At 65.5% G+C, this 26,987-nt stretch carries 11 protein-coding genes; all 11 read left to right on the top strand.

The genetic code is table 11. The annotated features are described in order from the left end of the window. Positions 1-50 precede the first annotated feature (50 nt). The 11 genes from GPL20_RS21590 to GPL20_RS21640 all read left to right on the top strand — a co-directional run bounded on the left by GPL20_RS21590 (position 51) and on the right by GPL20_RS21640 (position 26,807). The gene (locus tag GPL20_RS21590) at positions 51-9,770 is read left to right on the top strand and encodes a non-ribosomal peptide synthetase (protein WP_205751186.1); all 9,720 of its coding nucleotides are present in this window, start codon (positions 51-53) and stop codon (positions 9,768-9,770) included. Then, positions 9,767-15,217, top strand: a complete 5,451-nt coding sequence (locus tag GPL20_RS21595; protein WP_157331518.1) for a non-ribosomal peptide synthetase — start codon at positions 9,767-9,769, stop codon at positions 15,215-15,217. Before GPL20_RS21590 ends, GPL20_RS21595 begins: the two co-directional genes overlap by 4 nt. Next, on the top strand, positions 15,217-16,332 hold the full coding sequence (locus GPL20_RS21600) for a saccharopine dehydrogenase NADP-binding domain-containing protein (protein WP_157331519.1): 1,116 nt from the start codon (positions 15,217-15,219) through the stop codon (positions 16,330-16,332). The genes GPL20_RS21595 and GPL20_RS21600 overlap by 1 nt, the downstream gene beginning before the upstream one ends. Then, a complete protein-coding gene (locus GPL20_RS21605; protein WP_205751187.1) occupies positions 16,329-17,411 on the top strand; it encodes a Gfo/Idh/MocA family oxidoreductase in 1,083 nt (360 codons plus the stop codon). The genes GPL20_RS21600 and GPL20_RS21605 overlap by 4 nt, the downstream gene beginning before the upstream one ends. Beyond that, complete coding sequence (locus GPL20_RS21610) at positions 17,411-18,163, top strand: thioesterase II family protein (RefSeq protein ID WP_157331563.1); 753 nt, start codon at positions 17,411-17,413, stop codon at positions 18,161-18,163. The genes GPL20_RS21605 and GPL20_RS21610 overlap by 1 nt, the downstream gene beginning before the upstream one ends. Further along, the gene (locus GPL20_RS21615) at positions 18,160-18,864 is read left to right on the top strand and encodes a class I SAM-dependent methyltransferase (RefSeq protein WP_157331520.1); all 705 of its coding nucleotides are present in this window, start codon (positions 18,160-18,162) and stop codon (positions 18,862-18,864) included. Before GPL20_RS21610 ends, GPL20_RS21615 begins: the two co-directional genes overlap by 4 nt. Then, complete coding sequence (locus tag GPL20_RS21620; RefSeq protein WP_157331521.1) at positions 18,857-20,485, top strand: (2,3-dihydroxybenzoyl)adenylate synthase; 1,629 nt, start codon at positions 18,857-18,859, stop codon at positions 20,483-20,485. Before GPL20_RS21615 ends, GPL20_RS21620 begins: the two co-directional genes overlap by 8 nt. Positions 20,486-20,784: 299 nt before the next feature. Continuing rightward, entirely contained in the window at positions 20,785-21,687 is a 903-nt protein-coding gene (locus GPL20_RS40170) for a helix-turn-helix domain-containing protein (protein ID WP_157331522.1), read from the top strand. Positions 21,688-22,005: 318 nt separating this feature from the next. Beyond that, the gene (locus GPL20_RS21630) at positions 22,006-23,229 is read left to right on the top strand and encodes an MFS transporter (protein ID WP_246250811.1); all 1,224 of its coding nucleotides are present in this window, start codon (positions 22,006-22,008) and stop codon (positions 23,227-23,229) included. A gap of 15 nt (positions 23,230-23,244) precedes the next feature. After that, a complete protein-coding gene (locus GPL20_RS21635) occupies positions 23,245-25,026 on the top strand; it encodes an ABC transporter ATP-binding protein (protein ID WP_157331524.1) in 1,782 nt (593 codons plus the stop codon). Next, positions 25,023-26,807 carry an ABC transporter ATP-binding protein gene (locus tag GPL20_RS21640; protein WP_157331525.1) on the top strand — a complete coding sequence of 595 codons (1,785 nt, stop codon included), beginning with the start codon at positions 25,023-25,025 and terminating at the stop codon, positions 26,805-26,807. Before GPL20_RS21635 ends, GPL20_RS21640 begins: the two co-directional genes overlap by 4 nt. Positions 26,808-26,987 lie beyond the last annotated feature (180 nt).

Genomic DNA, 26,987 nt, shown 5'->3' on the forward strand with positions numbered 1-26,987 from the left:
ACCAGCAGCACTGCTCTCAAAAGCGGTCGCGACGAGGCGACCGCGGTCGTGTGAGCGGCGCACCCAAGCCCGACATCGCCGTGATGGAGCCATCGCGGCGTCCGATCGAAGCGGCAAGCATGGGAGACAACGTGATGGACGGACATGCGGACGTTCTGGTCGAGACTCTATCCGGCCTGCTTGGCATTTCCGCTGACCGTCTCGATGACGAGAGCGACCTGTTGTGTCTGGGACTCGACTCGGTGCGCACCATGCGCGCCGCCAGCCAGCTGCGACGGGCCGGCCTCGCGGTTACGTTCTCGGCACTGATCGGCAAGCGCACGCTGGCCGACTGGCGTCGGGAGCTGTCGGATCTGCGCGGCCCCATCATCGCGCCGCTGACGGAGGAGCGCGCATCTGCGCAGGGCGGCAGCTTCGAGCTCGCCACCATGCAACATGCATTCTGGATCGGCCGTAGCGATGCGCAGCAGCTCGGGGGCGTGACGGCTCATTTCTATGCCGAGCTGGACGGCGAGGACGTCGATCCCGAACGAATGGCCCGGGCAGTTGACGCCCTGATTCAGCGCCATCCGATGCTGCGCATGCAGGTGACGCCTGAAGGCCGCCAGCGGGTGCTGGCGGCTCCGAGAGTTCCGGTGTTTCGCGTGCACGACCTGCGCGGGCTCGACGGGGACGAATGCGCTCGGCAGCTCGAGCGCATTCGGCAGCGCTATTCGCACCAGCGGCTTCGTGTCGAGGAGGGCGAGGTGATCATGATCGCCCTGTCGCGCCGGTCTGGCGGCGGATCGCGATTGCATGTCGACCTCGATATGATGGCGGGAGATGCCGTCAGCCTGCGCACCATTCTGCGCGAGCTGGCGTTCTTCTACGGGAATCCCGGCGGTGTCCTGCCGCGGCTCGAGCTCACTTACGAAGAGTATCTGAGGGATAACCGGCAGATGCGAGCCGCGGAGCGCGAGCAGGATCGCGCCTGGTGGAAGGCGCGGCTGGACGATATGGCGCCGCCGCCGGCATTGCCGCTGCGAAGCACGAAGGATAGTGCCACCGCGCCGCGTGTCGTGCGCCACCATCACTGGCTGGACACGGGGGCCAGCAGCCGCCTGAACCAGCTGTGTCGGCAGAACGGCGTGACTCTCACCGCGGTCATGACGACGCTGTTTGCGCAGACCGTCGGCCTCTGGAGCGGAGGCGATCCGTTCCTGCTCAATCTGCCGGTATTTTCGCGGCAAAGCGATCACCCGGACGTGGACGCTTTGGTGGGCGACTTCTCCAGTTCGGTGCTCATCAACGCGTATCCCGATCGATGCGCCTTCCTGGAGCAGGTTCGGGCTCAGCAGCAAATCCTGCACGAAGCAGTCGCCCACGCCGCATATGGCGGCGTCGAGGTGCTGCGTGATCTCACCCGCCGCCAGCAGGGGCAGCAGGTGCTGGCGCCGGTAGTGTTCACGAGTGCGCTGGCGCTCGGGGATCTGTACGAACCTGCGGTGCGCGAGCAGTTCGGCGAGCCGGTGTGGTCGATTTCACAGGGGCCGCAAGTCTGGCTCGATGCCCAGATCACGGAATACAGCGGCGGCATCCTGCTGAACTGGGACGTGCGCGATGACGTCTTCATCGAAGGCGTTATTGCCGCGATGTTCGACTACTTCCGCGGGCAGCTCGAGCGGCTGCTCGATGCCCCTGAATCCTGGCATCTTCCGCTACAGGCGCCGGCACCGGTCATGCCGATCGAGCCGCAGCAGATCCGCCAGGCGCCGGTGCCCGAGCCATTGTTCGCGCGGGTCTTCGCGCAGGCGGCGCAATCGCCGGACACTCCTGCGCTGCTGTGGGGCAGTGACGATTCGATGAGCTACGGCGAACTCGCCGAAGGAGCGCTGCGGGTCGCAGCGTTTCTCCACGCCAACGACGTGCGGCCAGGTGACTCGGTCGCGATCACCATGCCGAAGGGGTGGCCGCAGATTGTTGCGGCGCTCGGCGTGCTGGCGGCGGGCTGTATCTACGTCCCGTGCGGGATCGACCTGCCGCAGTTGCGGCGCGATCAGATTTATCAGAGTGCGGGCGTGCGGCTGGTATTGGCCGGGACAGATGAGCTTCGATCGGCGGTGCAGCCGGTGCATCTGTTTGCCGATGCCGTGGAATCAGCCCCCTTGGCACAGCCGGTCGAGGTTCCGGCCGAGCAGGTGATGTATGTCATCTTCACGTCCGGCTCTACCGGCGCTCCGAAAGGAGTTGAGGTCTCCCATCGCGCCGTGGCCAACACCATCGAAGCCGTCAACCGCCGTTTCGGCATCAACGCCGCTGATCGGACCCTGACGCTGTCCGAACTCGACTTCGATCTGTCAGCCTACGACATCTTTGCTTTCCTGGCCTACGGAGGCAGCGTCGTCGTCGTCGATGAGACGCAGCGGCGCGACGCTCACGCCTGGCTGAAGCTGATCCGGCGGCGCCAAGTCAACGTGATCAGCTGCGTGCCCGCCTTGCTCGACATGCTGCTCATGGCCAATGGCGAAGAAGCTCTGGCCGGCTTGCGCCTGGTGATGCTTGGTGGCGACCGGATCCTGCCGGAGCTGGCGCAGCGATGGTGGCGGGTTACGAACAACGCGCCGTTTGTCGGCCTCGGCGGCATGACCGAGGCCGCGATCCATTCGACCCATCATCAACTGGGTGCCGACGAGACCGGTTGGAATGTGGTGCCTTATGGCCATCCGCTCGACAACATGTCTTGTCGTGTCGTCGATCGCCACGGGCGCGACTGTCCGGCAGGAGTCGCGGGCGAGCTATGGGTCAGCGGTCCGGGGGTTGCGATCGGATATCGCGGGGATCCCGAACGCACCGCGGAGAAATTCGTCATCCACGAGGGCCGGCGCTGGTATCGCAGCGGTGATCAGGTGCGCTACCGGGCGGACGGCGTCATTGAATTTCTCGGGCGCGCAGACAACCAGGTCAAGATACGCGGGCATCGCATCGAGCTCGGCGAAGTCGAGGCGGTGTTGTCGGCTCATCCAGCAGTCGAGCAGGTCCTCGTCGTCGTAGTTGCGCCGGTGGCGCGCCAGCTCTGTGCGCTGGTGGTTCTGCGCGATGATGTCGATTTGGCCGAGCTGCGCGAATGGGCTGCGGCCAGACTGCCGAAATATTCGGTCCCGGAACATTGCCAGCGGGTGCCGCACTTCCCACTCACCGCCAACGGCAAGATCGACCGGAAGGTCCTGACGCGGCAAGCCGAACAGAAACTGCGATCCGAAGCGCATCCGCGGCGCGCGCCGGTAGGCGAGATCGAGCAGCGGGTTGGTCGGATCTGGCAGTCGCTGCTCTCCGTGCCGGAAGTCGGGCGCGGCGACAATTTCTTCGTTCTTGGCGGTGACAGCCTGATCGCAACGCGATTGATGGCGGAATTGCGTCGGGCGGGATTGGCCGGGCAATTGGCAGATCTGTTCGCTAAGCCGGAACTGGCAGCGTTCTGCGCCACGTTGCAGCAGCGCTCAGAGGTCCGGGAGACGGTGATCCGTGTCGAGCCGGCGCAACGCTTCGAGCCATTCGCGCTGACCGACATCCAGCGAGCGTTCTGGATCGGGCGCGCGCCGCAGATGCCGCTCGGTGGCGTCGGCTCGCATTTCTATATCGAATTCGACGGGACCGGCCTCGATATCAAGCGGCTGGAAAGCAGCTGGCGAACCCTGGTCGCCCGCCACGACATGCTGCGCGCAGTGGTGACGGAGCAAGGTCAGCAGCGCGTGCTGCAAACCGTGCCGGCATACGAGATTCGACGGCATCGCTTGCCTGCGGAGGCCGCCGACGCGCAGCTCGAGGCGCTGCGGCAGTCGTTGTCGCACACGTGCTACGACGTCACCCGCTGGCCGCTGTTCGACATCCAGGTCGCGGAGTATCCCGCGGGCGCGGAAACGCGCGCGCGCGTCTTCGTCAGCCTCGACAGCCTGATGCTGGACGGGCGCAGCATCATGGTCCTGTTCACCGAATGGGATCAACTGTACGGCAACGGCAGAACGGTGGCGCTGGCCTCCAGGCTCCGTTTCCGGGATTACGTCGTTCAGTACCAGCCGGATTCGCAGCACGTCGAACGCGCACAGCGCTTTTGGCAGGCCCGGATCGCCGAACTGCCTGACGCGCCTGCACTACCGCTCCAGGCGGCGCCGGAAACGCTCCGCCGACCGCGATTTCGTCGTCTCAGCAGCACGCTGGACGCGTCTTGTTGGCGTCGCTTCAGGGAGCGTGCCCGGCAGCACGGCATCACGCCGAGCGTGGCGCTGGCTGCGGCCTATGGCGAAGTGCTCGGCTACTGGAGCAATCAGCCGGCGGTGGCCATCAACCTGACCCTGTTTGACCGTCCGCGCTGCCACGATGAGATCGACCGCGTCGTTGGCGACTTCGCGTCAATCCTGCTGCTGGGCTACCAGACCAGCGGCGGAAAAGGATTCGTCGACGCCGCGCTGCGGCTGCAGCGTCAGGAGGGTGAGGGGCTCTCTCATCGCGATGTGTCGGGCGTCTGGGTGCTGCGCGAGCTCGCGCGGCACAAGGGCGAGCCGATGGCCACAATGCCGGTGGTCTTCACCAGCGTGCTTGGGCTTCCGAAGGATGCATCGCTCGATCTCTCCCCGGCTTTTCCGCGCCAGGTCTATGCCGTGACGCAGACCCCCCAGGTGTGGCTGGATGCCAAGGTGTCGGAATCTCGCGACGGCCTGGTGCTGGATTGGGATGGCATCGACGAGCTGTTCGCGCCAGGCGTCCTCGACGACATGTTCGCCACCTATGTCGGCCTGGTCACGCGGCTGGCGGACGAGCACTGGGCCCATCCGGTCCGGCTTGCGCCGCCGGCGTCACATCAGCAGGTCCGAGAGGACGCCAACAGCACGGTCCATGTCTGGCGCGATTCCCGGCCGCTGTACTTGAGGTTCTTTGCCCAGGCGAAACAGACTCCCGCCGCGCCAGCGCTGCTCTGCGCTGCTGGTCAGATTGTCGACTACCAGACTCTGGCCGGCCAGGCGCTGCGCGTAGCGGGCTATCTTGCGGCGCAGGGCGTCAGGCCGGGCGATCGTGTGGCGATCACCCATGCCAAGGGGCCGGACCAGGTGATCGCCGTGCTCGGCGTGCTCGCGGCAGGCGGATGTTATGTCCCGTCCGGCATCGATCTGCCGATGGCGCGCCGTGAGATCGTGTATCGCTCGGCGGGCGTTCGCCTCGTGCTGACGGATGAGGTGAGCCGGCAGCGACTGGAATGGCCGGCGGAAACGCCAGTCGTGCCGCTCTCCGTGGCGTTGGGCGGGCTCTCACTGAAGGAGCCGGTCGCGCAGCCGCCTCACGCGATCAAATACATCATCTTCACCTCGGGCTCGACGGGCGTTCCCAAGGGCGTCGAGGTCAGTCACGCCGCCGTGGCCAATACCATCGATGCGGTCGATCGGCTGTTCGCAATCCGCCCCGAGGATCGCACGATCACGCTTTCCGCGCTGGATTTCGATCTGTCGGCCTACGATTTGTTTGCGTTTCTGAGCCTCGGTGCTTCGGTCGTCGTGGTCTCGGAGACCGAGCGCCGCGACGCCGCGGCGTGGGTCTCGCTCATCAACCGCTGTAGGGTCACGGTGATCAGTGCGGTTCCCGCATTGGTCGAGATGATTTCGATTGCCGCCGAACAGACCGGCCTTACGCCCGGACTTCGTCTCGTGATGGTCGGCGGCGACAGGGTGGCGCGAGCGCTGCCCGAGGCATTGTGGCGCTACGCGCCGCAAGCGCGCTTCGCGGCGCTGGGCGGCATGACGGAAGCAGCCATCCATTCCACCTGCCACGAAGTGACACGGCACGATCCGCAATGGGCTTGTGCGCCCTACGGTCGCCCGCTGGCGAACATGCGCTGCCGGGTCGTGGATGGTTTCGGACGGGACTGCCCGGACTGGGTCATGGGCGAGCTATGGGTCGCCGGCGCGGGCGTGGCACAGGGCTATCATGGCGATGCGGCGCGGACGCAGGAAAAGTTCGTGACGCGGGAGGGCGATCGGTGGTACCGCACCGGCGACGTCGCGCGATATCACCCGAGCGGCATCCTGGAATTTCTCGGGCGGGCCGACAACCAGGTCAAGATTCGCGGGCATCGCATCGAGCTCGCCGAGGTGGAGGGTGCGCTGGTCGGCCATCCGCAAATCGAAGCGGCGGCTGCGGTGGTGCTGAAAGGGGCAGCCGTCAAGCTCGCGGCCGCCATCGTCGCCGCAGAACAGCTCGACCTGGCCAAGGTCAGGTCCCGCTTGCAGGCCACGCTCCCCGACTATGAAGTGCCGGAATATCTGCTCCAGCTCGAACGCTTCCCGCTTACGGCCAACGGCAAGATCGATCGCGCGGCGATTGCCGCGCAGCTTGCGAATGTGGCGGCAGGCGGTGCCGGAGCGGAGCGTCGGCGGCCCACCGGAGCCGCGGAGCGGCTGGTTGCCGATCTCTGGTCCGAACTGCTGGGACACGCCGATGTCGGCGCGGACGATAATTTCTTCGCGCTTGGCGGCGACAGCCTGATCGCGACCCGCCTGATGGCGCGCCTGCAGGGACAGGGCTATCGTGGCGCACTTGCGGCACTGTTCACGCAACCGCAACTCGCCGATTTCGCGGCGACGCTGATCGCCGAACGGCCGACCGCAGTATCCGCCATCGTTGCAGACGAAGCATCGCGCTACGCACCATTCCCGCTGACCGATGTGCAGCAGGCCTACTGGTTGGGGCGGCGCGAAGATTTCGAGCTGGGCGGCATCGCGGCCCAGTGCTACGTCGAGTATGACCTAGAGAATCTCGACATCGCCCGGCTTCAGCGCGCCTGGTCCACCCTCGTCGAGCGGCATGATATGCTGCGTTGTGTCATCGATGACGCCGGCCAGCAACGCGTTCTACCGGTCCCGCCCGGCAGCCGCATTCACCTTCACGATCTCCAAGCCGTCGCCGACCAACCCGCCGCGCTCGCATCGCTACGCGACCGGCTGTCGCGCCAGACGCGTGATGCCGGCACCCGCGGCCTGGTCGACATTCATGTGATCCTCCACGGCGCGGCGCAGAGCCGTCTCGCCGTGCTGTTCGACAATCTCGCGGTCGATGGCTTGAGCATGCTGACGCTGCTCACCGAGTTGTTCCAGCTCTATGAGCGGCCCGATCAGGCCATGCCGCGGATCGATATCCGCTTCCGCGACTGTGTCTGTGCGCGTGTGCAGACCGGTGTGTCCGAACGGGCCCTCGGCTACTGGCGGCAGCGTCTGGCCGACTTGCCACCGGCACCGGCCCTGCCGACCCGGATCGAGCCGTCGACGCTGTCACGGCCGCGTTTTTCCCGTGTACAGGCACGTCTTGCCCCCGAGCTATGGTCCCGCCTGACCGAGAAAGCACGAGACGCCGGCATCACGCCATCGGTGCTGCTGCTTACCTGTTTCAGTGAGATCCTGAGTCGCTGGAGCGGACAATCCGAACTGGTGGTTAATCTGACGCTGTTCGGTCGTCCCGAGCTCCATCCGGACATCAATCGCGTCGTCGGCGACTTCACATCGCTCATCCTCGCCGCCTACCGCGCCGAGAAGGGCGAAAGCTGGCTGGCGCGCGCCGAACGTCTGCAGGCGCAGATCTGGCAGGATCTGGATCATCAGGACGTCTCCGCGGTGCGCGTGATGCGCGAGCTGGCGAGCCGCAACCGCGCCGAAGTGCGTCCGGTGCCGGTGGTGTTCACCAGCATGTTGGGTGTTGCCGACACGCTCGCGAAAGCGACCCGCTGGCCCGATTTCACCAGCTCGCAGACCCCGCAGGTGTGGCTCGATCATCAGGCGATCGATCTGGTCGACGGGCTGTTGCTGAGCTGGGACTACGTCGAGTTGCTGTTCCCCGACGGCATGATCGCTGCGATGTTCGACGGTTATCTCGCTCTGCTCCACAAGCTCATCGACGTGGATTGGCGCGAGCCGTTCCAGCGGGCGCTCCCCGAACCGCAGCGCGCAGTGCGCAATCGCGTCAATGCGACCGAAGCCCCGTCGCAGGTCGAGGCGTTGCACGCGGCGTTCTTTCGCCAGGCCGAGCTGGCGCCGCGACGCCGCGCGCTGTGGACGCTGGAGAGCGGCGAGGTCAGTTACGGCTCGCTCGCACGACAGGCCTTGAGTGTCTCTGCATATCTCGAGCAGCAGGGCGTCAGGCCGGGCGACCGCGTCGGAATCAGCTGCCGGCGAGGGGCCGGGCAGGTGGCCGCGGTGCTAGGCGTGCTGGCAGCAGGTGCAGCATATGTTCCGATCAATCCGGCTCATCCGCTGTGGCGCCGGTCGTTGATGTGCGCCAGGGCCGACGTCCGGCTCGTGCTCGCCGATCACGCGCCGGAGCTTCCGCCGTCGGTGGGAGCAGGCGTACTGTCCGAGGCGCTGACGACGCCGCCGCTGGCGCAGCCCTGCGGGCAAACGCCCGGCGATGCGCTGGCCTACATCATCTTCACCTCCGGCTCGACCGGAGAGCCGAAGGGCGTCGAGATCGAGCATCGCAGCGCGGTCAATACCGTCGATGACATCTGCCGGCGGTTCGCGGTGGATGCGCAGGATGTCGTCCTGGGCGTATCCGCACTGGATTTCGATCTCTCGGTGTTCGATCTGTTCGGCACGCTCGGACAAGGCGCCATGCTGGTGCTGACATCGAACGACGAGCAGCGCGAGGCCGATCGATGGCTGGAGCTGATGGACGCGCACGGCGTCACGCTGTGGAACAGCGTCCCGGCGTTGATGGAGATGACGCTGACGATGGCCGCTGCGCGCGGCGTCGTTCTGCCGGCGCTGCGTCTGGTGCTGTTGTCGGGAGACTGGGTGGCGGCGGATATCGCGGGCCGGCTCGCGTCCACGGCACCGCAGGCGCGGGTTATTGCTCTGGGTGGTGCGACCGAGGCGTCGATCTGGTCGAACGCCTGGACCGTCGACAAGACGCCGCTCGATGATTGGGGATCGGTGCCTTACGGTCTGCCCCTGCGAAATCAGATGTTCCGCGTGGTCGACGCGCTGGGCGACGACGCGCCCGATTGGGTGCCGGGCGAATTGTGGATCGGCGGCCACGGCGTTGCGCGCGGCTATTGCGGGGCACCCGAGCTGACCGCGAAGCAGTTCAGCGGCGACTATCCGGAGCGCTGGTACCGCACCGGGGATCTGGGGCGCTATCGTCCGGATGGCGTGCTGGAGTTTCTCGGCCGCCGCGACGGCCAGATCAAGCTGCATGGGCATCGCATCGAGCTCGGCGAAATCGAGCAGGTGCTGCAACAGCATGGTGCGGTTCGCCGCGCGGTCGCGACCGTCGATGGCAAGGGGGAGACCGCGCGCTTGCTGGCGTTCGTTGAACCGCAGACCGCCGCATGCGATCTCGCCGGCCTGCGCGATTTTCTTCGCGACCGCCTGCCTGCCTACGCTGTTCCAGCCGAACTCGTTCCGCTCGCGGCATGGCCGCTGTCCGCCAACGGCAAGATCGACCGCAACCGCCTCACCGAACTTCGGCCGCAGCGGTCCGAGCAGGCGCAGCCGGTGGACGATGCCCGCGAGCAGGAAATTGCCCGGTTCTGGCACGAGCTGCTCGATGCCATGCCGCGATCACGTAGCGACAGCTTCTTCGCGCTGGGCGGCAACTCCCTGCTCGGTACGCGCCTGGTCGCACGGCTCTCGCAGCATTTCGGCATCACGTTGTCGCTGCGGGAGTTCTTCGCGGACGCCACGCTCGCCGGTTTGTCCGCATCGATTGCCGGACACCTCGCCGCGGCAGCGCGCATGGAGGAAGGATCACTATGAACATCATCAATCTGGTCGAAGAGGTCGAGGCGCTCGGCGTCGAACTCTCCAGGGAAGGCGATCAGCTGCGCTTCCGCGCGCCGCAGGGGGTCATGACCTCCGAGCTGAAGCAGCGGCTGAGCACCAACAAGTCGGCCATCCTCCGGCATCTGTCCGAAGACAGTGCGTCGAGCGAGTTCGTCATCGATGCGGCCGGACGCCATCGGCCGTTTCCGTTGACGGAGGCGCAAAGCGCCTACTTTCTGGGCCGGCACAGTGCGTTCGAATATGGCGGCGTGTCGTGCCGCGGCTATCTGGAGATCGCCTATCCCGCGCAGACGTCCCCGCAGATGCTGGACGAGGCCTGGTGGAAGCTGGTCCGCCGTCACGACGTGCTGCGTCTCGTCATCGCGGATGAGGGCTATCAGCAGGTTCTGGAGGAGGTCGAGCCGCGTTCGATTCCAGTCGACGATCTCACCGGTCTGAATGACGCGCAGGCCGGGCGGCATGTCGAACACCTGCGCGAGCAGATGCTGGCGGCGCCGGTAGACTATGCCCGCTGGCCGCTGTTCGACGTTCGTCTCTGCCGCTGCCGCGACCAGACCCTGTTGCTGCTGGCGATCGAGCTGATTCTGGTCGATGCCGCGAGCCTCTATTTGCTGATCGACGATCTCGACATGCTGGTGTCTGGTGGCAACCTGCCGCCGGTACCTGCCACGACCTTTCGTGACTACGTCGTCGCACGCCGGGCGCAGCGCCAGGGCCGGCGTTACAGGCGCGACCGTAATTATTGGCTTTCGCGCCTGGAATCGCTGCCGCCCGCTCCGGAATTGCCGATGGCGGCGGCCTTGCCGCTCGCCGCTGCCGCCGACTCCCGCCGCTTCAGCCGTCGCGCGTTCCAAGTCACGACGGAGCAGAGCGGGCGCCTGAGCGCATGGGCGACCGCGCGCGGCGCCACGCTCAACGCGCTGATGCTCGGCGCCTTTGCCGAAGTCCTCGGAATGTGGAGCCAGACGCGGCGCTTTACCCTCAACCTGCCGATCTTCCGCCGTGAGCAGCTGCATCCCGATATCGACGCCGTGATCGGCGATTTTACCTCGGTGACGCTGCTGGAGATCGACCTCGACGCCGCGACGACCTTCGGCGAGCGCGTGCAGGCAATCGGGCGGCAGCTCTTCGACGATCTCGACCACGCGGCCTTCTCCGGGCTCGAAATGCTCGGTGAGTTGAGCCGGCGGCGCGGCGCGTCGGTTCTGATGCCGGTGGTCTTCACCAGCACCGCGGGCGGAGCTCCGCTACGGCGTGGACAGGCGGCCGGCTCTCGCATTCTCCGCGGCCTGACGCAGACGCCGCAGGTCAGCCTCGATTGCCAGATCACGGAGCAGCCTGATGGCCTGCTGATTGCCTGGGACGTGCGGGACGGTCTGTTTCCGCCGGACATGATCGACCAGATGTTCGCGGCTTTCCGCAGTCTGGTCGAGCGGCTTGGTCACGCGGCCGCGCTGGATGAAACGCATCTGCTAACGCTCCCCGAAGGACAGGCGGCAGTTCGCCGTGCGGTGAATGCGACCGGGTGGCAGCATGCGGATGCACTGCTGCATCGGGCGCTGGTCGCACAGGCGGAGCAGCATCCCGGGCAGCCTGCGCTCTATGATCATCGCGGCACCGTCACCTATGGCGAGTGGCTTGCTGCGGCCCGGGCGCTGGCCGCGGGGCTCGTCACAGCTGGATGCCGCGTCGGCGAGCGGGTGGCCATTCTGTGCGGCAAGGGCCGCATGCAGGCCATCGCACCGCTGGCGGTCTTGCTGTGTGGCGGTTGCTACGTGCCGATCGATGTCGATCAGCCGGCGGCGCGCCGCAATGCCATCCTGAGCGATGCGGGCATTCGGCTCGCCATTGCCGATCCGGGCTGCGAATTGCCTCCGGAAGTCATTGCCGTGCAGGCGGATCATGATTGCCCGCTGCCGGTTGCGGTCGAGGCCGTATCGCCCGATGCACCAGCCTACGTCATCTACACGTCGGGCTCCACCGGCACGCCGAAGGGGGTGGTGATCTCGCATGCGGCGGCTTGGAATACGGTCGCGGACATCAACCAGCGATTTGGCATCACGGTGGACGACCGCGTGCTGGCCCTCGCCAGTCTGGGCTTCGATCTGTCCGTCTATGATCTGTTTGGCGTCCCGGCTGCGGGCGGCGCGCTGGTCTATCCGGATGAGGAGCGCAAAGCTGACCCGTCGCACTGGGCGCAGCTCGTCGAGCAACATCGCGTGACGCTGTGGAACACCGTCCCGGCGCAGTTGCAGATGCTATGTGACGCGGCCGACGGCGGCGCTCCGGCGCCATCGCACTTGCGGCTGGCGCTCGTATCCGGTGACTGGGTGCCGATCGATCTCAAGCAGCGGCTGGAATGGCACGGTCCCGCGGCCCGGCTCATCAGCCTGGGCGGCGCGACCGAGGCCGCAATCTGGTCTATTTATCACCCGGTCAGCGCGGTCGAGGCGCATTGGTCGAGCATTCCGTACGGCCGGCCGCTGGCCAACCAGCGCATGCATGTGGTCGACAATCGCCTGCGTGAGCGTCCCGACTGGGTGGTGGGACAGATTGCGATCAGCGGCAGCGGCCTTGCACTGGGCTATCTCAACGATCCCGACAAGACCGCAAGACAGTTCGTCACCCGCGACGACGGTGAGCGCCTGTATCTGACCGGCGATCTCGGCCGCTACTGGCCGGACGGAACGATGGAGTTCCTTGGCCGGCAGGACGCGCAGGTGAAGATTCGCGGCCATCGGGTGGAGCTGGGCGAGATCGCGGGGGTGCTGCGCACGCATCCGGACGTGGGTGACGCACAAGTATTGCTAAGTGCAGAGGGCACCGGGAAAATGCTCTGCGCGTTCGTCGAACCTGGACGGGACACTCGGCCGATTGCCCATGCCGTGATGGAAACCCTGCATCGTCGCGCCGCCGCGATCGAACACGACATCGACGGCGATGCTTTTGCGGCGCTGATGCATGGGGCTGACCGCGTGGCCATCCTGGCCATGGCTGCCCGCCTGCGTGACGACGGCTTGTTTGCGACGCCGGAGGCGAGGCACGATCTCGGTCACATCTACCAGGCGACCGGTGTTGCCGGCGTGCACCAGCGGCTGTTGCGCCGGTGGCTCGACGGTCTGGTCGATGCGAACGCGCTGTCGTGCGACGATGGACAGTACCATGGCTTGATCGCCGCTGACGATGCCACGGTCCGCAAGGTCTGGGCCGAGGTCGATGACCTCGAGCAGAAGGCGGGCTATGGCAGCCGGACTCTTCACTACATCCGCGTATGCAGTGATCAACTGTCCGGCCTGCTGCGCGGCGAGGTCGACGTGCGCGCCATCCTGTTTCCGCAGGGCGAGCTCGGGACCGCGCATGCGGCCTACCGCGACAATCTCGTCAGCCAAAGCATGAATGGCATGGTCGTCGCCGTAGTGCGGACGCTGGCAGAGGACCGCAGGAGGCGCGATGAGGCGCCGCTGCGGGTCCTGGAAGTTGGCGCCGGGGTTGCAGGCACCGCCAGCGATTTGGTTCCGGCGCTCGCCGAGTTCACGCCGGAATATTGGTTCACCGACCTGTCGGAATTCTTCCTGACCGAGGCGCGCCGCCTGTTCGCCGACTATCCCTGGATGCAGTATGGCATCTTCGACATGAACGAAGACGCCCGCCAGCAGGGCATGACACCCAACAGCTTCGACGTCATCCTCTGCGCCAACGTGCTGCACAACGCGCGGCATGCCGGCGAGGTGCTGCGCCAGTTCAAGACGCTGCTCGCGCCGGGCGGCTGCGTTGTCTTCATCGAGCCGTTCCGGCGGCACAATTATCCGCTGCTGGTCTCCATGGAGTTCTTCCCGGAGTTGACGGGATTCCGCGACCTGCGGGCCGACACCGACCAGACGTTCTTCACGCGTGAGCAGTGGTTGACCTGGCTGCGGGAAGAGGGCGCGGTGATCGCCGATTGCGCACCGGCCGCCGACAGCAATCTCGCCACTGCCGGGCAAGGCGTCTTCGTCGGTCAGTTCAAGACCGACCGGTCATTGCTGCGCGTCGAGGACCTGCGCGGTTTTCTCCGTGATCGGCTGCCTGGCTACATGGTCCCCGCTCAAATCCAGGTGCTGGACGCGCTGCCGCGGCTGCGCAGCGGCAAGAGCGATCGCGCCGCGTTGCAGGGCCTGGTCCAGCCGGAGCGGCAGCGGCCCGGCTCGGCCGGAGTGTCGGGAGCCGCGCCGCGCGATGCGCTTGAGCGGCAGATCGCCGACGTTTGGGAGCACGTGCTCGGCGTGACGCAGCCCGCCTGCGATGTGGATTTCTATGCACTCGGCGGCGACTCATTGCTGCTGTCGCGCATGATAGCCAGGCTGCGTCAGCAGGTGCCGGCGGCGGCCGGGCTGGAATGGGAGGTGCTGCTGCGGCACCTGCTGCGCGAGCCGACGATCCGCGCGCTGGCAGAGCGCTTGCGACATGTGCAGCACGAACAGCCGGCCGCCCCGCACTTGCGCTCGGCGCTTGTTCCTTTGTGGGGAGATGATGCGGCGGGCGGGCGCTGCTGCGTGTTCGTGCACGCCGGAACCGGCAATCTGCTGCCATACCAGCATCTGCTCCAGGCGCTGGACAAGACCGCATGGCCGCGCGGCATCGGCGTGGAACTACCGCAACACGAGGCGTTCACGGATCTCGCGCCCGACCGCGCCTTGACGAGGCTGGCCGCGCGCTACGCTGACGAGTTGGTGCGGCAAGGCGACGAGTTCACGCTGATCGGTTACTGCCTTGGGGGCCTGCTGGCGGCGGAGATCGCCCGGATGCTGACGGAACAGGGCAAGAGCGTCAGCGAGTTGGTCGCGATCAGCGCGTACCAGCCTCCACATGTGGAGGCGGACGCGTTGCTCGACTATATATTCGCCCGCGCGCTCGGCGCATCGCCGCCAGAGTTGGCGTTCCCCGACGAGCCGGCGCTTGCGGCGGCGGTCGCCGAGATTCTGCAGGCGGGGTCCGGCCGGATCGCGCGAGATGCGTTCGACCGGCTTGGCGAGCGACATCGCGGGGTCAGGGACAGTTTCGCGGCATGGTCGTCGCGTTCGCTGGACCAGCGCCTTTCGCAACTGCGCGCGGGCGGTCATGCCGACGGCATCTACTATCAGCCCGATGGCGCGGATCTCGCGTTCGCCCGGCAGCACGTGTTGTTCGCCCACAGTATGGCGTCGGTCGGACTGCATCGCCCCGACGCCTGGCTGGGCCGAATGGTGCTGTTGCGGAATCAAGCCAGCGATCCGCTGCTGCCGGGCACACCACAGGACGTCGCCGGCTATTGGCAGAATATCTGCATGGGCGATCTCGTCATTGCCGACATCGCTGGCGATCACTTCAGTTGCCTGTCGCGCGCCCATGCGCCGCGACTGGCCGAGCTCATCGTGCAGCACATCCACCGCACGGACGCGTGATGACCAGCGGAGCGATTGGAATCCTGGGCGCGAGCGGCCAGGTCGGCCATCACGTGGTCGGTTGGCTGCGGCGGGATGAGGTCGGACCAGTGCGCCTGGGCGGCCGACGCCGGTCGTCGCTCGAGGCGCTGCAGCAGCCGGGCGACGACGTCCGACCGGTCGATCTGAACGACGATCTTGCACTGACGGAGTTCTGCCGGGGTTGCCGGGTGGTGGTGAACTGCGCCGGGCCGTCGTATCAGGTGCTCGACCGCGTGGCACGCGTCGCCGCCGCAGAGGGCGCGCATTACCTCGACGTTTCCGGAGACGGTCCGGCGCACGCGCTGCTCCAGAAGTGCATGCCCGCGAGCCGGGGTTGGGTCGCGCTGTTGTCGGCTGGCATGCTGCCTGGATTAGCCAATCTGGTGCCGGCATGGTTGAGCGATCAGCCGGGTGGCGCGCTGACCGTGTACAGCGGCGGCGTGGAAAGGCTCGCCGGCGCTGCTTCCGCCGATCTGGTGCTGTCGTTGCGGCCACAGGCCGCCGTGGCGGTCGACAGCTACTGGTACGGTGAAGCCGGGGCGAGCTGGGAGCTTGGCCGGCGCCGTAGCCGCAGTCTTGTTGCACAGGAAAACGTGCAGCTCGACTTCTTCCCGGGCACGGTTGCGATGCTGCCCTATCTCAGTGCCGATGCCGAGCGCCTGGCCATGCGGCGCAAGCTGACCACGCTCCGCTGGTTCAATGTGTTCAGCGGCCAGCGCCTTCGGGAGACCTTGATCGGTCTGCGCGGCAGGAGTGGGACGCTGAGCGAGGCGGTTCGGGACGTCGAACGCGCCAGCGAGCTCGACGTGCTCGGCATTCGCCCGTACTACGCGATGGTGTTCGTGCTCGAACAGCCGCAGCAGCCGGCCCGGCGTGCTGCCATCGTCACCGACAGCAGCCTGGCATTGACGGCAGCGACGGCGGTTGCAGCGCTGCGTGCGCTGCTGCGCGGGGAGATTCCGCCTGGCCTGCATTTTGCGGATGATGTGCTTTCGCCGCAAAGGACGCTTGATGAGGTCGTCCGGCTGCATGCGGGAACGCGCATCAGCCGCCACATCCTGGAACGGGCCGAGCTTGAGGAGGGAACGCTGTGAACCCCAGGCGACGGGCCATCGTGTGCGGCACCAGCTTCGGTCGCTTCTATCTACGGGCGCTTGCGCAGCATCCGGCCGTCGACCTTGCAGGCGTGTTGTCGACGGGTTCGCAGGCTTCGGCCGAGTATGCCGAGCAGTATGGCATCGCGCATTACACCGCGCTGTCCGGGCTGCCGTCGGACATCGATCTCGCCTGCGTCGTTGTACGTGCCGGCGTGTCAGGCGGACCGGGCGCGGATATCAGCGAGGCGCTCCTCGCCCGCGGCATCCACATCCTTCAGGAGCATCCGCTGCATCCGGCCGAGCTGGCGCGCTGTCTGCGCAGCGCGCATCGTCATGGCGTACGCTACGGCGTCAATGCCTTCTACCCGACCGTTGCGCCGATCGCCCGCTTTCTTCAGGCGGCCGAGCTGTTGCGCCGGCATGAGGCGCCGCGGTTCATTGACGGCATCTGCGGGGCCCAGGTGCTATATCCTCTGCTCGATGTCGCGGCCCGTGCGGTCGGACGGCTTCGTCCGTCGGCTCTGCTGCCGTTCGAGCCGGCCCGGTGCGGTCCCTATACCAGCCTCCACGGGGAGATCGGCGGCACACCATGTACGTTGCGCGTGCAAAATCAGATCCATCCGGCGGATGCCGACAATCACGCTCTGCTGCTGCATCGCCTTACGATAGGATTCGACAGGGGGATTCTGGCGCTCACCGATACCCACGGTCCGGTGATTTGGAGCCCGCGTCTGCATACGCATCGCGATGGCACTCACCGCCTGGTCCTGAGCGGGCCCGGAACCGACCGGCTCGCGCTTCCGTCGAGCGAGTTGCTCGCCGGCACGGAGGCCGGCACGTTTCGTGACGTGTTCGATCGCCTGTGGCCGCAGGCCATCAATCGAGCGGTGAGCGAGTTCATCGCGACCTGGGACGATCCGTCGGCTGCAGCGCGGTCGGCGCAGTGGACGAGCGGACTGACCACCTTCTGGCACGAGGTGTCCACGACCCTGGGCTCACCCGAATTGATCTACCCGGAAGCGCCGCCGCCGTTGAACCTGGCTGACCTTCTGCCGGGCGTTGGAGAAGACCGTTGATGTGGACTGATGGATATCTGCGTTTCTACCAGCCGCGGCCGCAGGCCTCGCGGCTGCTGATCTGCTTTCCGCACGCCGGCGGCGGTGCCAGCGCATTCCGCGCCTGGCCGTTCCTGCTGGGCGACGATACGGAGGTCGCCATTGCCCAATATCCGGGCCGTGAGGACCGGTTTGGCGAACCACGCGTCGAGGATATGGACACGCTGCTGGCTGAGCTTCTGGCCGAGGCGCTGCCTCATGCCGGCCGCCGCCCGTTCTGTCTGCTCGGACACAGCATGGGCGGCGCCGTCGCCCATGAACTCGCGATGCGCTTGACGTCCCGCGGAGCCGGGCCTTGTCGTTTGGTGATCTCAGGCCGTCAGCCCCCGAGTCATCATCCGCTGAACAGCACCATCCACCAGAGCAGCGATTCGGAGTTGCTGGCCGAGCTGTTGCGTCTCAGTCCGGACAATGAGGCGCTGGCGCAGGAGCCGGAGCTCGCGGCATTGCTGCTTCCCGTCGTGCGCGCAGACTATCGCCTGATCGAACGCTACCGGCCCGGCGACTGCCCGCGACTGGATTGCCCGATCACCGTGCTTGCCGGTGAACAGGATCCGGAGCTCAGCCCCGAGGCGGCTCATGCTTGGTCGGCTTACACGCACAGCGATTGCCGGGTGCACTTTTTCCCGGGTGATCATTTTTTCATCGCCAGTCAGCGTGCGCGCGTGGTGGCCACGGTACGTCAAGCAATGCTCGAAGAGGAGCGGACATGAGTGACTATTATTCACCGGTCGCAGAATTCTACGATCTGGTCGCGCGCGCCCACGGCGAAGGCGAACTTAAGCTTCGCGAGAGATTGCGGGCGCTTGATCCGGCCGGTGCCCCGATCCTGGATATCGGCGCTGGCACCGGCCGCACGACATTGGCGGTTGCGGAAACTGTCCCGGATGTGGAGATTCTGGCGGTCGAACCTGCTCCGGCGATGCGGGCGGTTCTGATGCACATGGTCGCCCGCGATCCTGATCTCGCGCGACGTGTCACGGTCCTTGCCGAGCCGGTGGAGGATCTGACGCTCCCGGAGCGGCTCGGGGCAGTGATCGCCTACGGTGTGCTGGGCCACCTCGATTTGGACGCGCGCCAGAAATTGTGGCGGATTCTGCTTCCGCGGCTTTCAAGGGGCGCGCCGATCTTCGTCGAGTTGCTGCCGATCGAGAAGCCGATGCGATTGCCGACATTGCCGTTGGCGAACGCGACTATCGGCCGCCGCAGTTATATTGCGACGCTCGATGGTGAGCCCGGCGAAGGCGACATCATCCGGCTGACGTCGACCTGGGTGGTCAGCGGCGGGCCGAGCTCCGGCCAGACGATCCGCAACACCAGCATCTGGCATACATTCGGGCTGGACGATCTCGCGCAAGAAACTGGACTTCGGACCGAGCGGCTCAGCCAGCAAGCGGGGGTTCTCTATGCCTGATGCGATAAGCCCTTCGCGGACCGTGCTGCTGCCCGACATGCGCTATTCCGATGACGTGCAGACCCGCTACCGGCAGCGCGGATACTGGGGTGACGAAGTCCTGTCGGATGTCGTCCGGGCTTGGGCGAGCCGGCACGCCAAGCGAACGGCGCTGCTGACCGAGCGCGATGATTGGGATTTCGTCACCTTGGTTGCGCGCGCCGACCGGTTCGGGTGCCATCTGGCGGCGCGCGGGGTGAGCGCGGGCGAGGCGGTCATACTGCAGCATCGCAACGACACCGATTTCATCGTCGCGTTGCTAGCCCTTCTTCTGCTCGGGGCTGTGCCCGTGCTGGCGCTGCCAGCGCATCAGCAGCGCGAAGTGACCCATGTGGCCGAACTGGCGACCGCGGTCTGCTATCTTGGCAGCGAACACGCGGGGATCGACACCGTGGCGTTGCAGGCCGCTGTGCCAAGCCTTTGCTTCTCCCTGCTCGCATCGCCGGACCGGCGGTTCGCGGATTGGTCTGATGACGCGATTGGGTCGTTGCCGCGGCCCGCGGTACGTCCGGAGGACATCGCATTGCTCCTGCTGTCCGGCGGCACGACCGGCATGCCGAAACTGATTGCTCGTACCCACGCCGACTACATCTACAATTTCCGTGCCAGTGCGGCTTTGTGTGCGATTACCGCCGAGGATAGCTACTTGGCGGCCTTGCCGATGGCGCACAATTTCCCGCTGGGGTGTCCCGGGATTCTCGGCACGCTGGACCGGGGCGGCAGCGTCGTCGTGCCACCGAGTTCGGCGGCGGAAGAGGCGTTCGAGACGATCGCGCGTCATCGTGCAACGCTGACGGCACTGGTGCCGTCGCTCGCGGCACTCTGGCTGGAGGCGGCCGAATGGGAACGGCCTGATCTGTCCTCGATGCGGTTGGTGCAGGTGGGAGGGGCCAAGCTCGATGCTGCGACGGCCGATCAACTGGCGTCGAAATTCGGCTGCGTCATCCAGCAGGTGTTTGGCATGGCCGAGGGATTGCTCAATTTTACGCGCCTGGACGATCCGCCGGACCTTATCGCCGCAACCCAGGGACGCCCCCTGTGCGACGACGACGAGGTGCGAGTCGTCGATGACCGCGGACAGGATGTGCCGACTGGCGACGTCGGCGAGCTTCTGGTCCGCGGGCCCTATACCATCCGCGGATATTACCGGGCCACGGACTACAATCGTCAGGCCTTCACGCCGGACGGATTCTACCGCAGTGGAGATCGCGTCCGCCGCCTGGCCAGCGGCCATCTGATCGTCGAAGGCCGAATCAAGGATGTCATCAACCGGCACGGTGAATCGATCGCGGCGGACGAGATCGAAGCCTGTCTGCGGGATCATCCCGCGGTCCGCGACGCCGCGGTGTTTGCCGATCAGCTGGCGGGATACGACGAGGCGATTCATGCTGCCGTCATCAGCGACGATGCCACGCTCACACTGAATGACGTTCGCGCATTTTTTGCGAGCCTGAGGGTGGCCGCCTACAAATGGCCCGACAAGCTGTCGCACATAAGACAGTTCCCGCTGACGCCGATTGGAAAAGTCGACAAGCGACAACTTGCGACATTGCTTCGTGAACCGGCGGCTCCGAACACCTGACGACGCTACCCTTGGTTCCGGCCGCCATCGCTCGCCACCACACGGATTCCGCTCTTTAGAGGCAAAGTAAATCGTTCTGGTTGCCGGATTGTTCGATCTCCCTAGAATGTCGTTCTGCGACAACAGGGAATAGCGCCGGTCGAGTATCCGGTGCTATCTGCGAAACAGCAATGAGCGTAACGCGTGGACTTCGATCAGATCAGGCCCATATCGCGACGGGCGGTCGATATTCTCCTTCAAGCCTGGCCGACATCGCGAGCGAATGGGGGTACAGCTGCGAGATGTCGGGGGCGACCGACGTGGCACGGGCGCAGGAGGACTCCCCCCTGGCCGCCGGCCTCATCGCGACGCAGAAGCTGTCCAGCGGGCTGAACGTCTGCGTCAGCGACCTGACGACACTGCACGACAACGATCGGATCGGCCTTGCCCGGAGATCGTTGACGATCGCGGTCAATCTTCACGGTTCGCCGGTCACCTATGCGATCGACGACGATCAGACCGTCAGCCTTGTCGCCGAGAGCGCCATGGCGCTGTCGGCAGCCGACGATACGCGCATGGCCAGTAGCTACCGCCGCGGTGAGAGCTCCCGCATCCTGGTGATCCAGGCTTGCCCGGTCAGCGTGATGGACGCCGAACTTGCCGAGCACCTCGATGCACATTTGCAGGAGACGACGGCAAAATCGCTATCCCTGAGCTGCCGCGCACGTGCACTGTCCCATGAGCTGTTCTCACCTGGGCACACCGGCCTGGTCGGGAGATTGCTGGCCGAGAGCTGTGCGCTCGAACTGCTCGCGTGCGTCATTACGGCTCAACAGGCCCAGAACAAGTCCACAAGCTGGATTCATTCGCGCGACATCGCGAAGATTCACCGGGTGCGCGACAAGCTGATCTCCAATCTCGATGCGGAGCATCATCTGTGCGATCTTGCCCGCGATGTCGGCATGAGTACCAGTACCTTGAAGTCCAAGTTCGCGGCTGTCATCGGCCGGCCCGTCTTCCAGTTCTTGCGTGACAAACGGCTCGATCGTGCCCGCGACGGCCTTCAGCATGAGGGATGGACGGTGTCGCAGGCGGCGTACTATGTCGGCTACCGTCATGCGAGCAATTTTGCGACGGCGTTTCGACGACGCTACGGCGTCGCGCCGACCTCGACGCGGCGTTCGCCGCGGGAAGCGTCCTTCCGTGCGCAGGCTGCGGAATAGCAGGCAGCAGGATCCATCCTAGTCATCCCTGTGGTAGGCCGGGGCGGCGTTGAACCCGTTTGGTGAGCGCGTAGTGATCGCGTGCGTCTCATTCTCGATGCAGGTGCGATCAGGGCCCTCCGGCAGATCATGATTGCCGATCATGAACCTGCCGGTCGAAGCATCTAGCAAGCTGGCGTGGCTTTCCGCATAGGTTTTTCAACCGCTCGCAAATGATAGACCTCTGGTCTTCCAGCCTGCAAAGAGCCTACTCAGGCCGTGCTCCCGAGACATACTCGAAGAGGCGCCCTCGGAGAAAGGCTGATGGACCGTCGTTACATGCGATATGTCGTCATCGCTGTGCTTGCGTGTCAGCAGTATCTCGCGATCGCGTTCATCTATGCGGCCGTTCCGGTGATCCTGCGGGCCAATGGCGCCAGCTTGCAAATCGTCGGCTTGTTCAGCACTGTGTTCTTCGCCTTCGCTGTCAATTTTCTGTGGGCTCCGGTCGTCGATCGCTGGAGCCTCAATCGTCTCGGATTGAGGCGTTCATGGATCCTGTCGACGCAGGCGGCAAGCGCCGCGGTCATCGCGGCGATGGCGATCCTGAATCCAGCGGTCGATTTCGTTGCGGTTCTCGTTGTTTGCCTCGTGTTGGCGACGCTCGCCGCTACGCAGCGGATCGCAACGCTCGGCTACGTCGCGGAAGCGCTCGATGATGGCGAGCGTCCGTTCGGCGCCGCATTGCTGGGGTGGGGCGGTGCCGTCGGTAACGCAATCGGCGGCGCGATCTGCCTCCAGCTCATCGAACTGATCGGCTGGCGCCCAGCACTGTTCGGCTTTGCCGCGCTGCTGCTCGCCTTCGCCGGATGGGTGTTTACCATCCCAGAACCGGCCCGGCGCAAGGATGAAACGCATCCAAGGCGGAGCGTGTCGATTCTTGCGATCATCCGCAACGATAGTCTGTGGACGACGGCCGCGATGATCGCTCCCGGCGTTCTCGGCGTTGCCGTGGCGTTCGCGATGGTGCAGCCGCGGTTGGTAGATCTCGGTTTTGGTGCCGCAGACATCGGCTGGATCGGAGCGGTAGCAAATATCCTGACATTCACGATGATCGCACCACTCACGAGCACGATCGTTGTTCGCGTGGCGCCGCACCGTGCCGTGATCTGGGCGTGCATGTTCCTCGCTATCGGCTTCGCCGCACTCGCGTTCCTTGAACGCTATGTCGGGACTGGTTTCGCTGCTGTGGCGAGCGTCGGCACCGTGTTCGCCGCGCTTGCAGTCCAGCACGTTACGTTCACAAACTGGTTTCTCGAGCTCGCCCGACCGGGCGAGACGGCAACCGACGTCACGTTTCTGACCTCGGTGATGTCTGCCGTCGCATTGGTGGGATTCGCGGCGAGCGGCTTTGTTGCGGCCAGATTTGGTTATGGGGTCACATTGATCCTGCCGGGCGTCGGCTATGCGCTTTCGGCCCTGTTCGCTGCGGCGTTCGCGCGCTCGCGTCAGATGGCGGTCGCGCCAGGAAACGAGCGATTGGCGATCGAGCGGACACAGTAATTGGACCGGCGGCCCATGACATCTGCATTCGACTCCGATGGCGTCGCTGGGCGGCCCGGCACTCATCTGCTCCGCCCGGTCCGCGGCTGGCTTTGCCTCGCGATCATTCTCCAGGTCATCTCGTCGGGCCTGGTGCTGGCGCCGCTGATCGAGCTGTCCGAGCTGGCGCCCGTTCTTCTAGGTGGTGGCGAGCGCCAGCACGAGGCCTGGTGGCTGGTGGAGCTTTCCGCCATATGCCTCGGTGGCGGGCTCGCATTGCGCGGGCTGGCGGAGCTCGTGACCCATCTCGCCGACAATGCGTTCGGACTGGACTTGCGCCGGCGATTGGCCCGACGGATCGCGCGGGCGCCGCTCGGCTGGTTCGATGGCAATAGCAGCGGGCAGATCAAGCAGGGCGTTCAGGACGACGTCACGGCCATCCATCATCTGATCGCGCACTCCTACGTCAACCTCGCCAATGCGGTGGCGACCACGCTCTTTGTGTACGGCTACCTGATGCAGGTCGATTGGCGGATGACGCTTGTGACGCTGTTGCCGTTGCCGCTCTCTCTGCTCTTCTACAGCCGCGTCATAGCCGCGAGCAGTAGCCAGAAGATGGCCCGATACGGAGCAGCGCTGGCCGGGGTCAATCACTCGGTGATCGAGTTCGCGCAGGGGATACCGCTGGTCAAGATCTTCGGGCAGCAGGGGCAGGCTCATCAAGCCTACCGCACGGCGGTGAACGATTTCCTCTCGTTCTTTCTCGCCTGGGTGCGTCCTCTGATCAGGCCGGAGACCTTGTCGTCGCTGGTGATAGCCCCGATCACCCTGCTTTTCCTGGTGCTGACATGCGGAACGATTGCGGTCGGGCAGGGCTGGTTGCAAGGACACCAATTGCTGCCATTCGCCGTGTTGGGCCTTGGCGTCTCGATTCCGATTGCGGCGTTGAGCAGCGGCGCACAGTCCCTCCAGCTCAGTCGGGGCGCCTTCGTGCGACTGTCCGAATTGCTGGCCATCCCGCAGCAGCGCGAACCCGAGGTGGAGCTGCAGCCGGATGGGAGCGCGGTCAGATTTGAGCATGTGACGTTTTCGTTCGACGGGGTTCGCCGAATTCTTGATGACGTATCGTTGACGCTCCAGCCGGGAACGGTCACGGCGCTGGTGGGCCGCTCGGGTTCGGGAAAGTCGACGCTGGCGAAACTGCTGCTGCGGTTTCACGAGCCCGAAAGCGGCCGGATCATGCTCGGCGGCTGCGACATTGCTGCGATCAATTCCCGCGACCTGTACCGGCACGTCGGCTTCGTGTTTCAGGACGTGCGGCTGCTCCGCATGAGCGTACGCGACAACATCGCGCTTGGACGCCCGGACGCCAGTGACGAGGAGATCGAGGCGGCAGCGGCTGCCGCCGATATCCATCGACGGATCCTGCAATTGCCGCGCTCTTATCGATCAGTCTACGGGGAGGATGCGCGGTTCTCCGGCGGCGAGGCGCAGCGGCTGAGCATCGCGCGTGCGTTGCTGCTCGATCCGCCAGTTCTGGTGCTGGATGAGGCCACGGCCCAAGCCGACGTAGAGGCCGAGGCCGCGATCCAGGGGGCAATTTCGGCCCTGTTGGCGGGACGAGACCGTGCCCGGACTGTGCTCGTGATCGCGCACAACCTCAAAAGCATCGTCAATGCCGACGCGGTCGCCGTGCTGGAAGGCGGCCGGATCGTCGAGACGGGACGCCATGAGGTGTTGCTGGCTGGCGACGGACACTATGCGCGCATGTGGCGAGCCCAGAATCCGGTCCGTCAAGAGGAGGCGAACCAGCGATGATCGTTCGACGGCTGGCCGGGCTTCTCGGGGCGGACAATGAACCGGTATTGCGGCGCTATCTGTGGCTGATGCTGGTCTGCTGCATCGTGCAGGGTTTCACGTTCGTATTGGTTGTCCCGATCATCCAGTCGCTCCTGGCCGGCGATGCGCGTGGCGCGGCGTGGTGGTTGCCGCTGCTGGCGCTCGGCACCGCCACGACATGGCTTCTGAATTATGCAGCGACCGTCGGCGGCTTCCGGGTTGCGATCAAATTGCTGGAAACCCTGCGCCATCGCGTCGGCGATCATGTCGTCTCGCTGCCGCTTGGCTGGTTCACCCCGCAGAACACCGGCCGGCTCGGTCTGACCCTGAGCCAGGGCGTGATGGATATCCTTGGTCTGCCGGCCCGGCAGCTGACTCCGCTGATGCGCGCCACCGTAACGCCCCTGGTCGTCGTGGCCATGATGACCTTCTTCGATTGGCGGCTCGCAGCGATGGCAGCCGTGATCTTTCCGGGGGTAGCACTGATTTACTGGTGGGCGGGGCGTCTGGGCCGCGCCACCGACCGGGCCGTCGCTGCTGCTGCCGCCGAGGCAGGGGAGCGCATGGTCGAGTTTGCCCAGAACCAGGTGGTGCTGCGCGCCTACGGATGCAGCGATTGCGGTTACGCGCTGTTCGACGCGGCGCTGCTCGCGCAAAGTCGCGCCAACCGGCGCCAGTTGTGGCTCGTGCTGCCACCGCTGCTGGCCAATTCCTGGCTGGCACAGCTCAGTTTTCTGCTACTGATGGCCGGCATCACGTGGCTAGCGATCGGCGGTGACCCGCAGCATCTGCCGACGCTGATCGCGATGCTCGTGCTGATCAACCGCGTGGTCGATCCGCTGACCGAAGTCGCGACCTACAGCGCCGGCATTCGCATGGCATCGGCGCAGATGGAGGCGGTGGAGACCATCCTGTCGGCAGAACCCCTGCCGCTGCTCCGGCCTCTGGCGGCGCCTCCCGCCGTTTTCGACATCGAGCTGGACCAGGTCAGCTTCAGCTATCGGCCCGGAGTGCCGGTGCTCGACACCATCAATTTGAAGCTGCCCGCGAACACCACCACCGCACTGCTGGGTGTATCTGGCTCCGGCAAGACCACCATACTCCAGTTGATTGCACGGTTTCACGATCCCAGCAACGGCACCGTTCGCATCGGCGGCGTGGATCTGCGTCGGCTCGAAACCGCGGAGCTGATGCGGATCATCTCTCCGGTGTTCCAGGACACCTACCTGTTTTCTGGGACCCTGCGCGAGAATGTCCTGCTCGGCCGGCTCACCGCGAGCGAGCAGGAACTGGAGCAGGTGATGAAGCTGGCACGCCTCGATGAGGTCATCGAGCGCCTCCCCGGTGGATGGGATAGTCCGGTCGGCGAACGCGGAAGCCTGCTGTCCGGAGGCGAACGTCAGCGGGTTTGCATCGCGCGGGCTTTGCTCAAGGACGCACCGATCATGCTGCTGGATGAAGCGGCGAGCGGGCTGGACGGCGAAAATCAGTCGGCTGTCAGTGAGGGTCTGCGCATGCTGCATGGCCGCAAGACCCTTCTCGTCATCACGCATCAGCTCGAAGCTATCCGAAACGCAGATCGGATCGTGGTGCTCGACCACCAACGTATCGTCGAGCAGGGAAATCATCTGCAGCTGCTCGCCGCCAAAGGACGCTATGCGGCGTTCTGGCAGGCGCGTTCGGCATCGGCAGGCTGGCGGCTGCTCGCCTCGGACCGTGATATCGCACCTGACAGGAGCCACTATGCGTCAGCTTCTTGACAGCCACTCCTCGGGCGCCGAATGGCCGCTACCGGACGCCGATCTGGCGAATCTCGATCTGTTCACCAGCGGATTTCCGCATGCGCTGTTCACCACATTGCGCGGGCACGAGGGGCCGCATTTTCATCCGGCGACGGCGTTGACGCCTGGCCAGGAGGGATTTTGGGTGTTCTCGCGCTA

The organism is Bradyrhizobium cajani (assembly GCF_009759665.1).
In the GTDB taxonomy this organism is placed as follows: domain Bacteria; phylum Pseudomonadota; class Alphaproteobacteria; order Rhizobiales; family Xanthobacteraceae; genus Bradyrhizobium; species Bradyrhizobium cajani.

Bases quoted from the DNA above. Each gene is read 5' to 3' on its own strand.
- GPL20_RS21600 (WP_157331519.1), top strand. From the start codon at position 15,217: ATGACCAGCGGAGCGATTGGAATCCTGGGCGCGAGCGGCCAGGTCGGC.
- GPL20_RS21610 (WP_157331563.1), top strand. From the start codon at position 17,411: ATGTGGACTGATGGATATCTGCGTTTCTACCAGCCGCGGCCGCAGGCC.
- GPL20_RS21640 (WP_157331525.1), top strand. From the start codon at position 25,023: ATGATCGTTCGACGGCTGGCCGGGCTTCTCGGGGCGGACAATGAACCG.
- GPL20_RS21595 (WP_157331518.1), top strand. From the start codon at position 9,767: ATGAACATCATCAATCTGGTCGAAGAGGTCGAGGCGCTCGGCGTCGAA.
- GPL20_RS21615 (WP_157331520.1), top strand. From the start codon at position 18,160: ATGAGTGACTATTATTCACCGGTCGCAGAATTCTACGATCTGGTCGCG.
- GPL20_RS21630 (WP_246250811.1), top strand. From the start codon at position 22,006: ATGCGATATGTCGTCATCGCTGTGCTTGCGTGTCAGCAGTATCTCGCG.
- GPL20_RS21620 (WP_157331521.1), top strand. From the start codon at position 18,857: ATGCCTGATGCGATAAGCCCTTCGCGGACCGTGCTGCTGCCCGACATG.
- GPL20_RS21635 (WP_157331524.1), top strand. From the start codon at position 23,245: ATGACATCTGCATTCGACTCCGATGGCGTCGCTGGGCGGCCCGGCACT.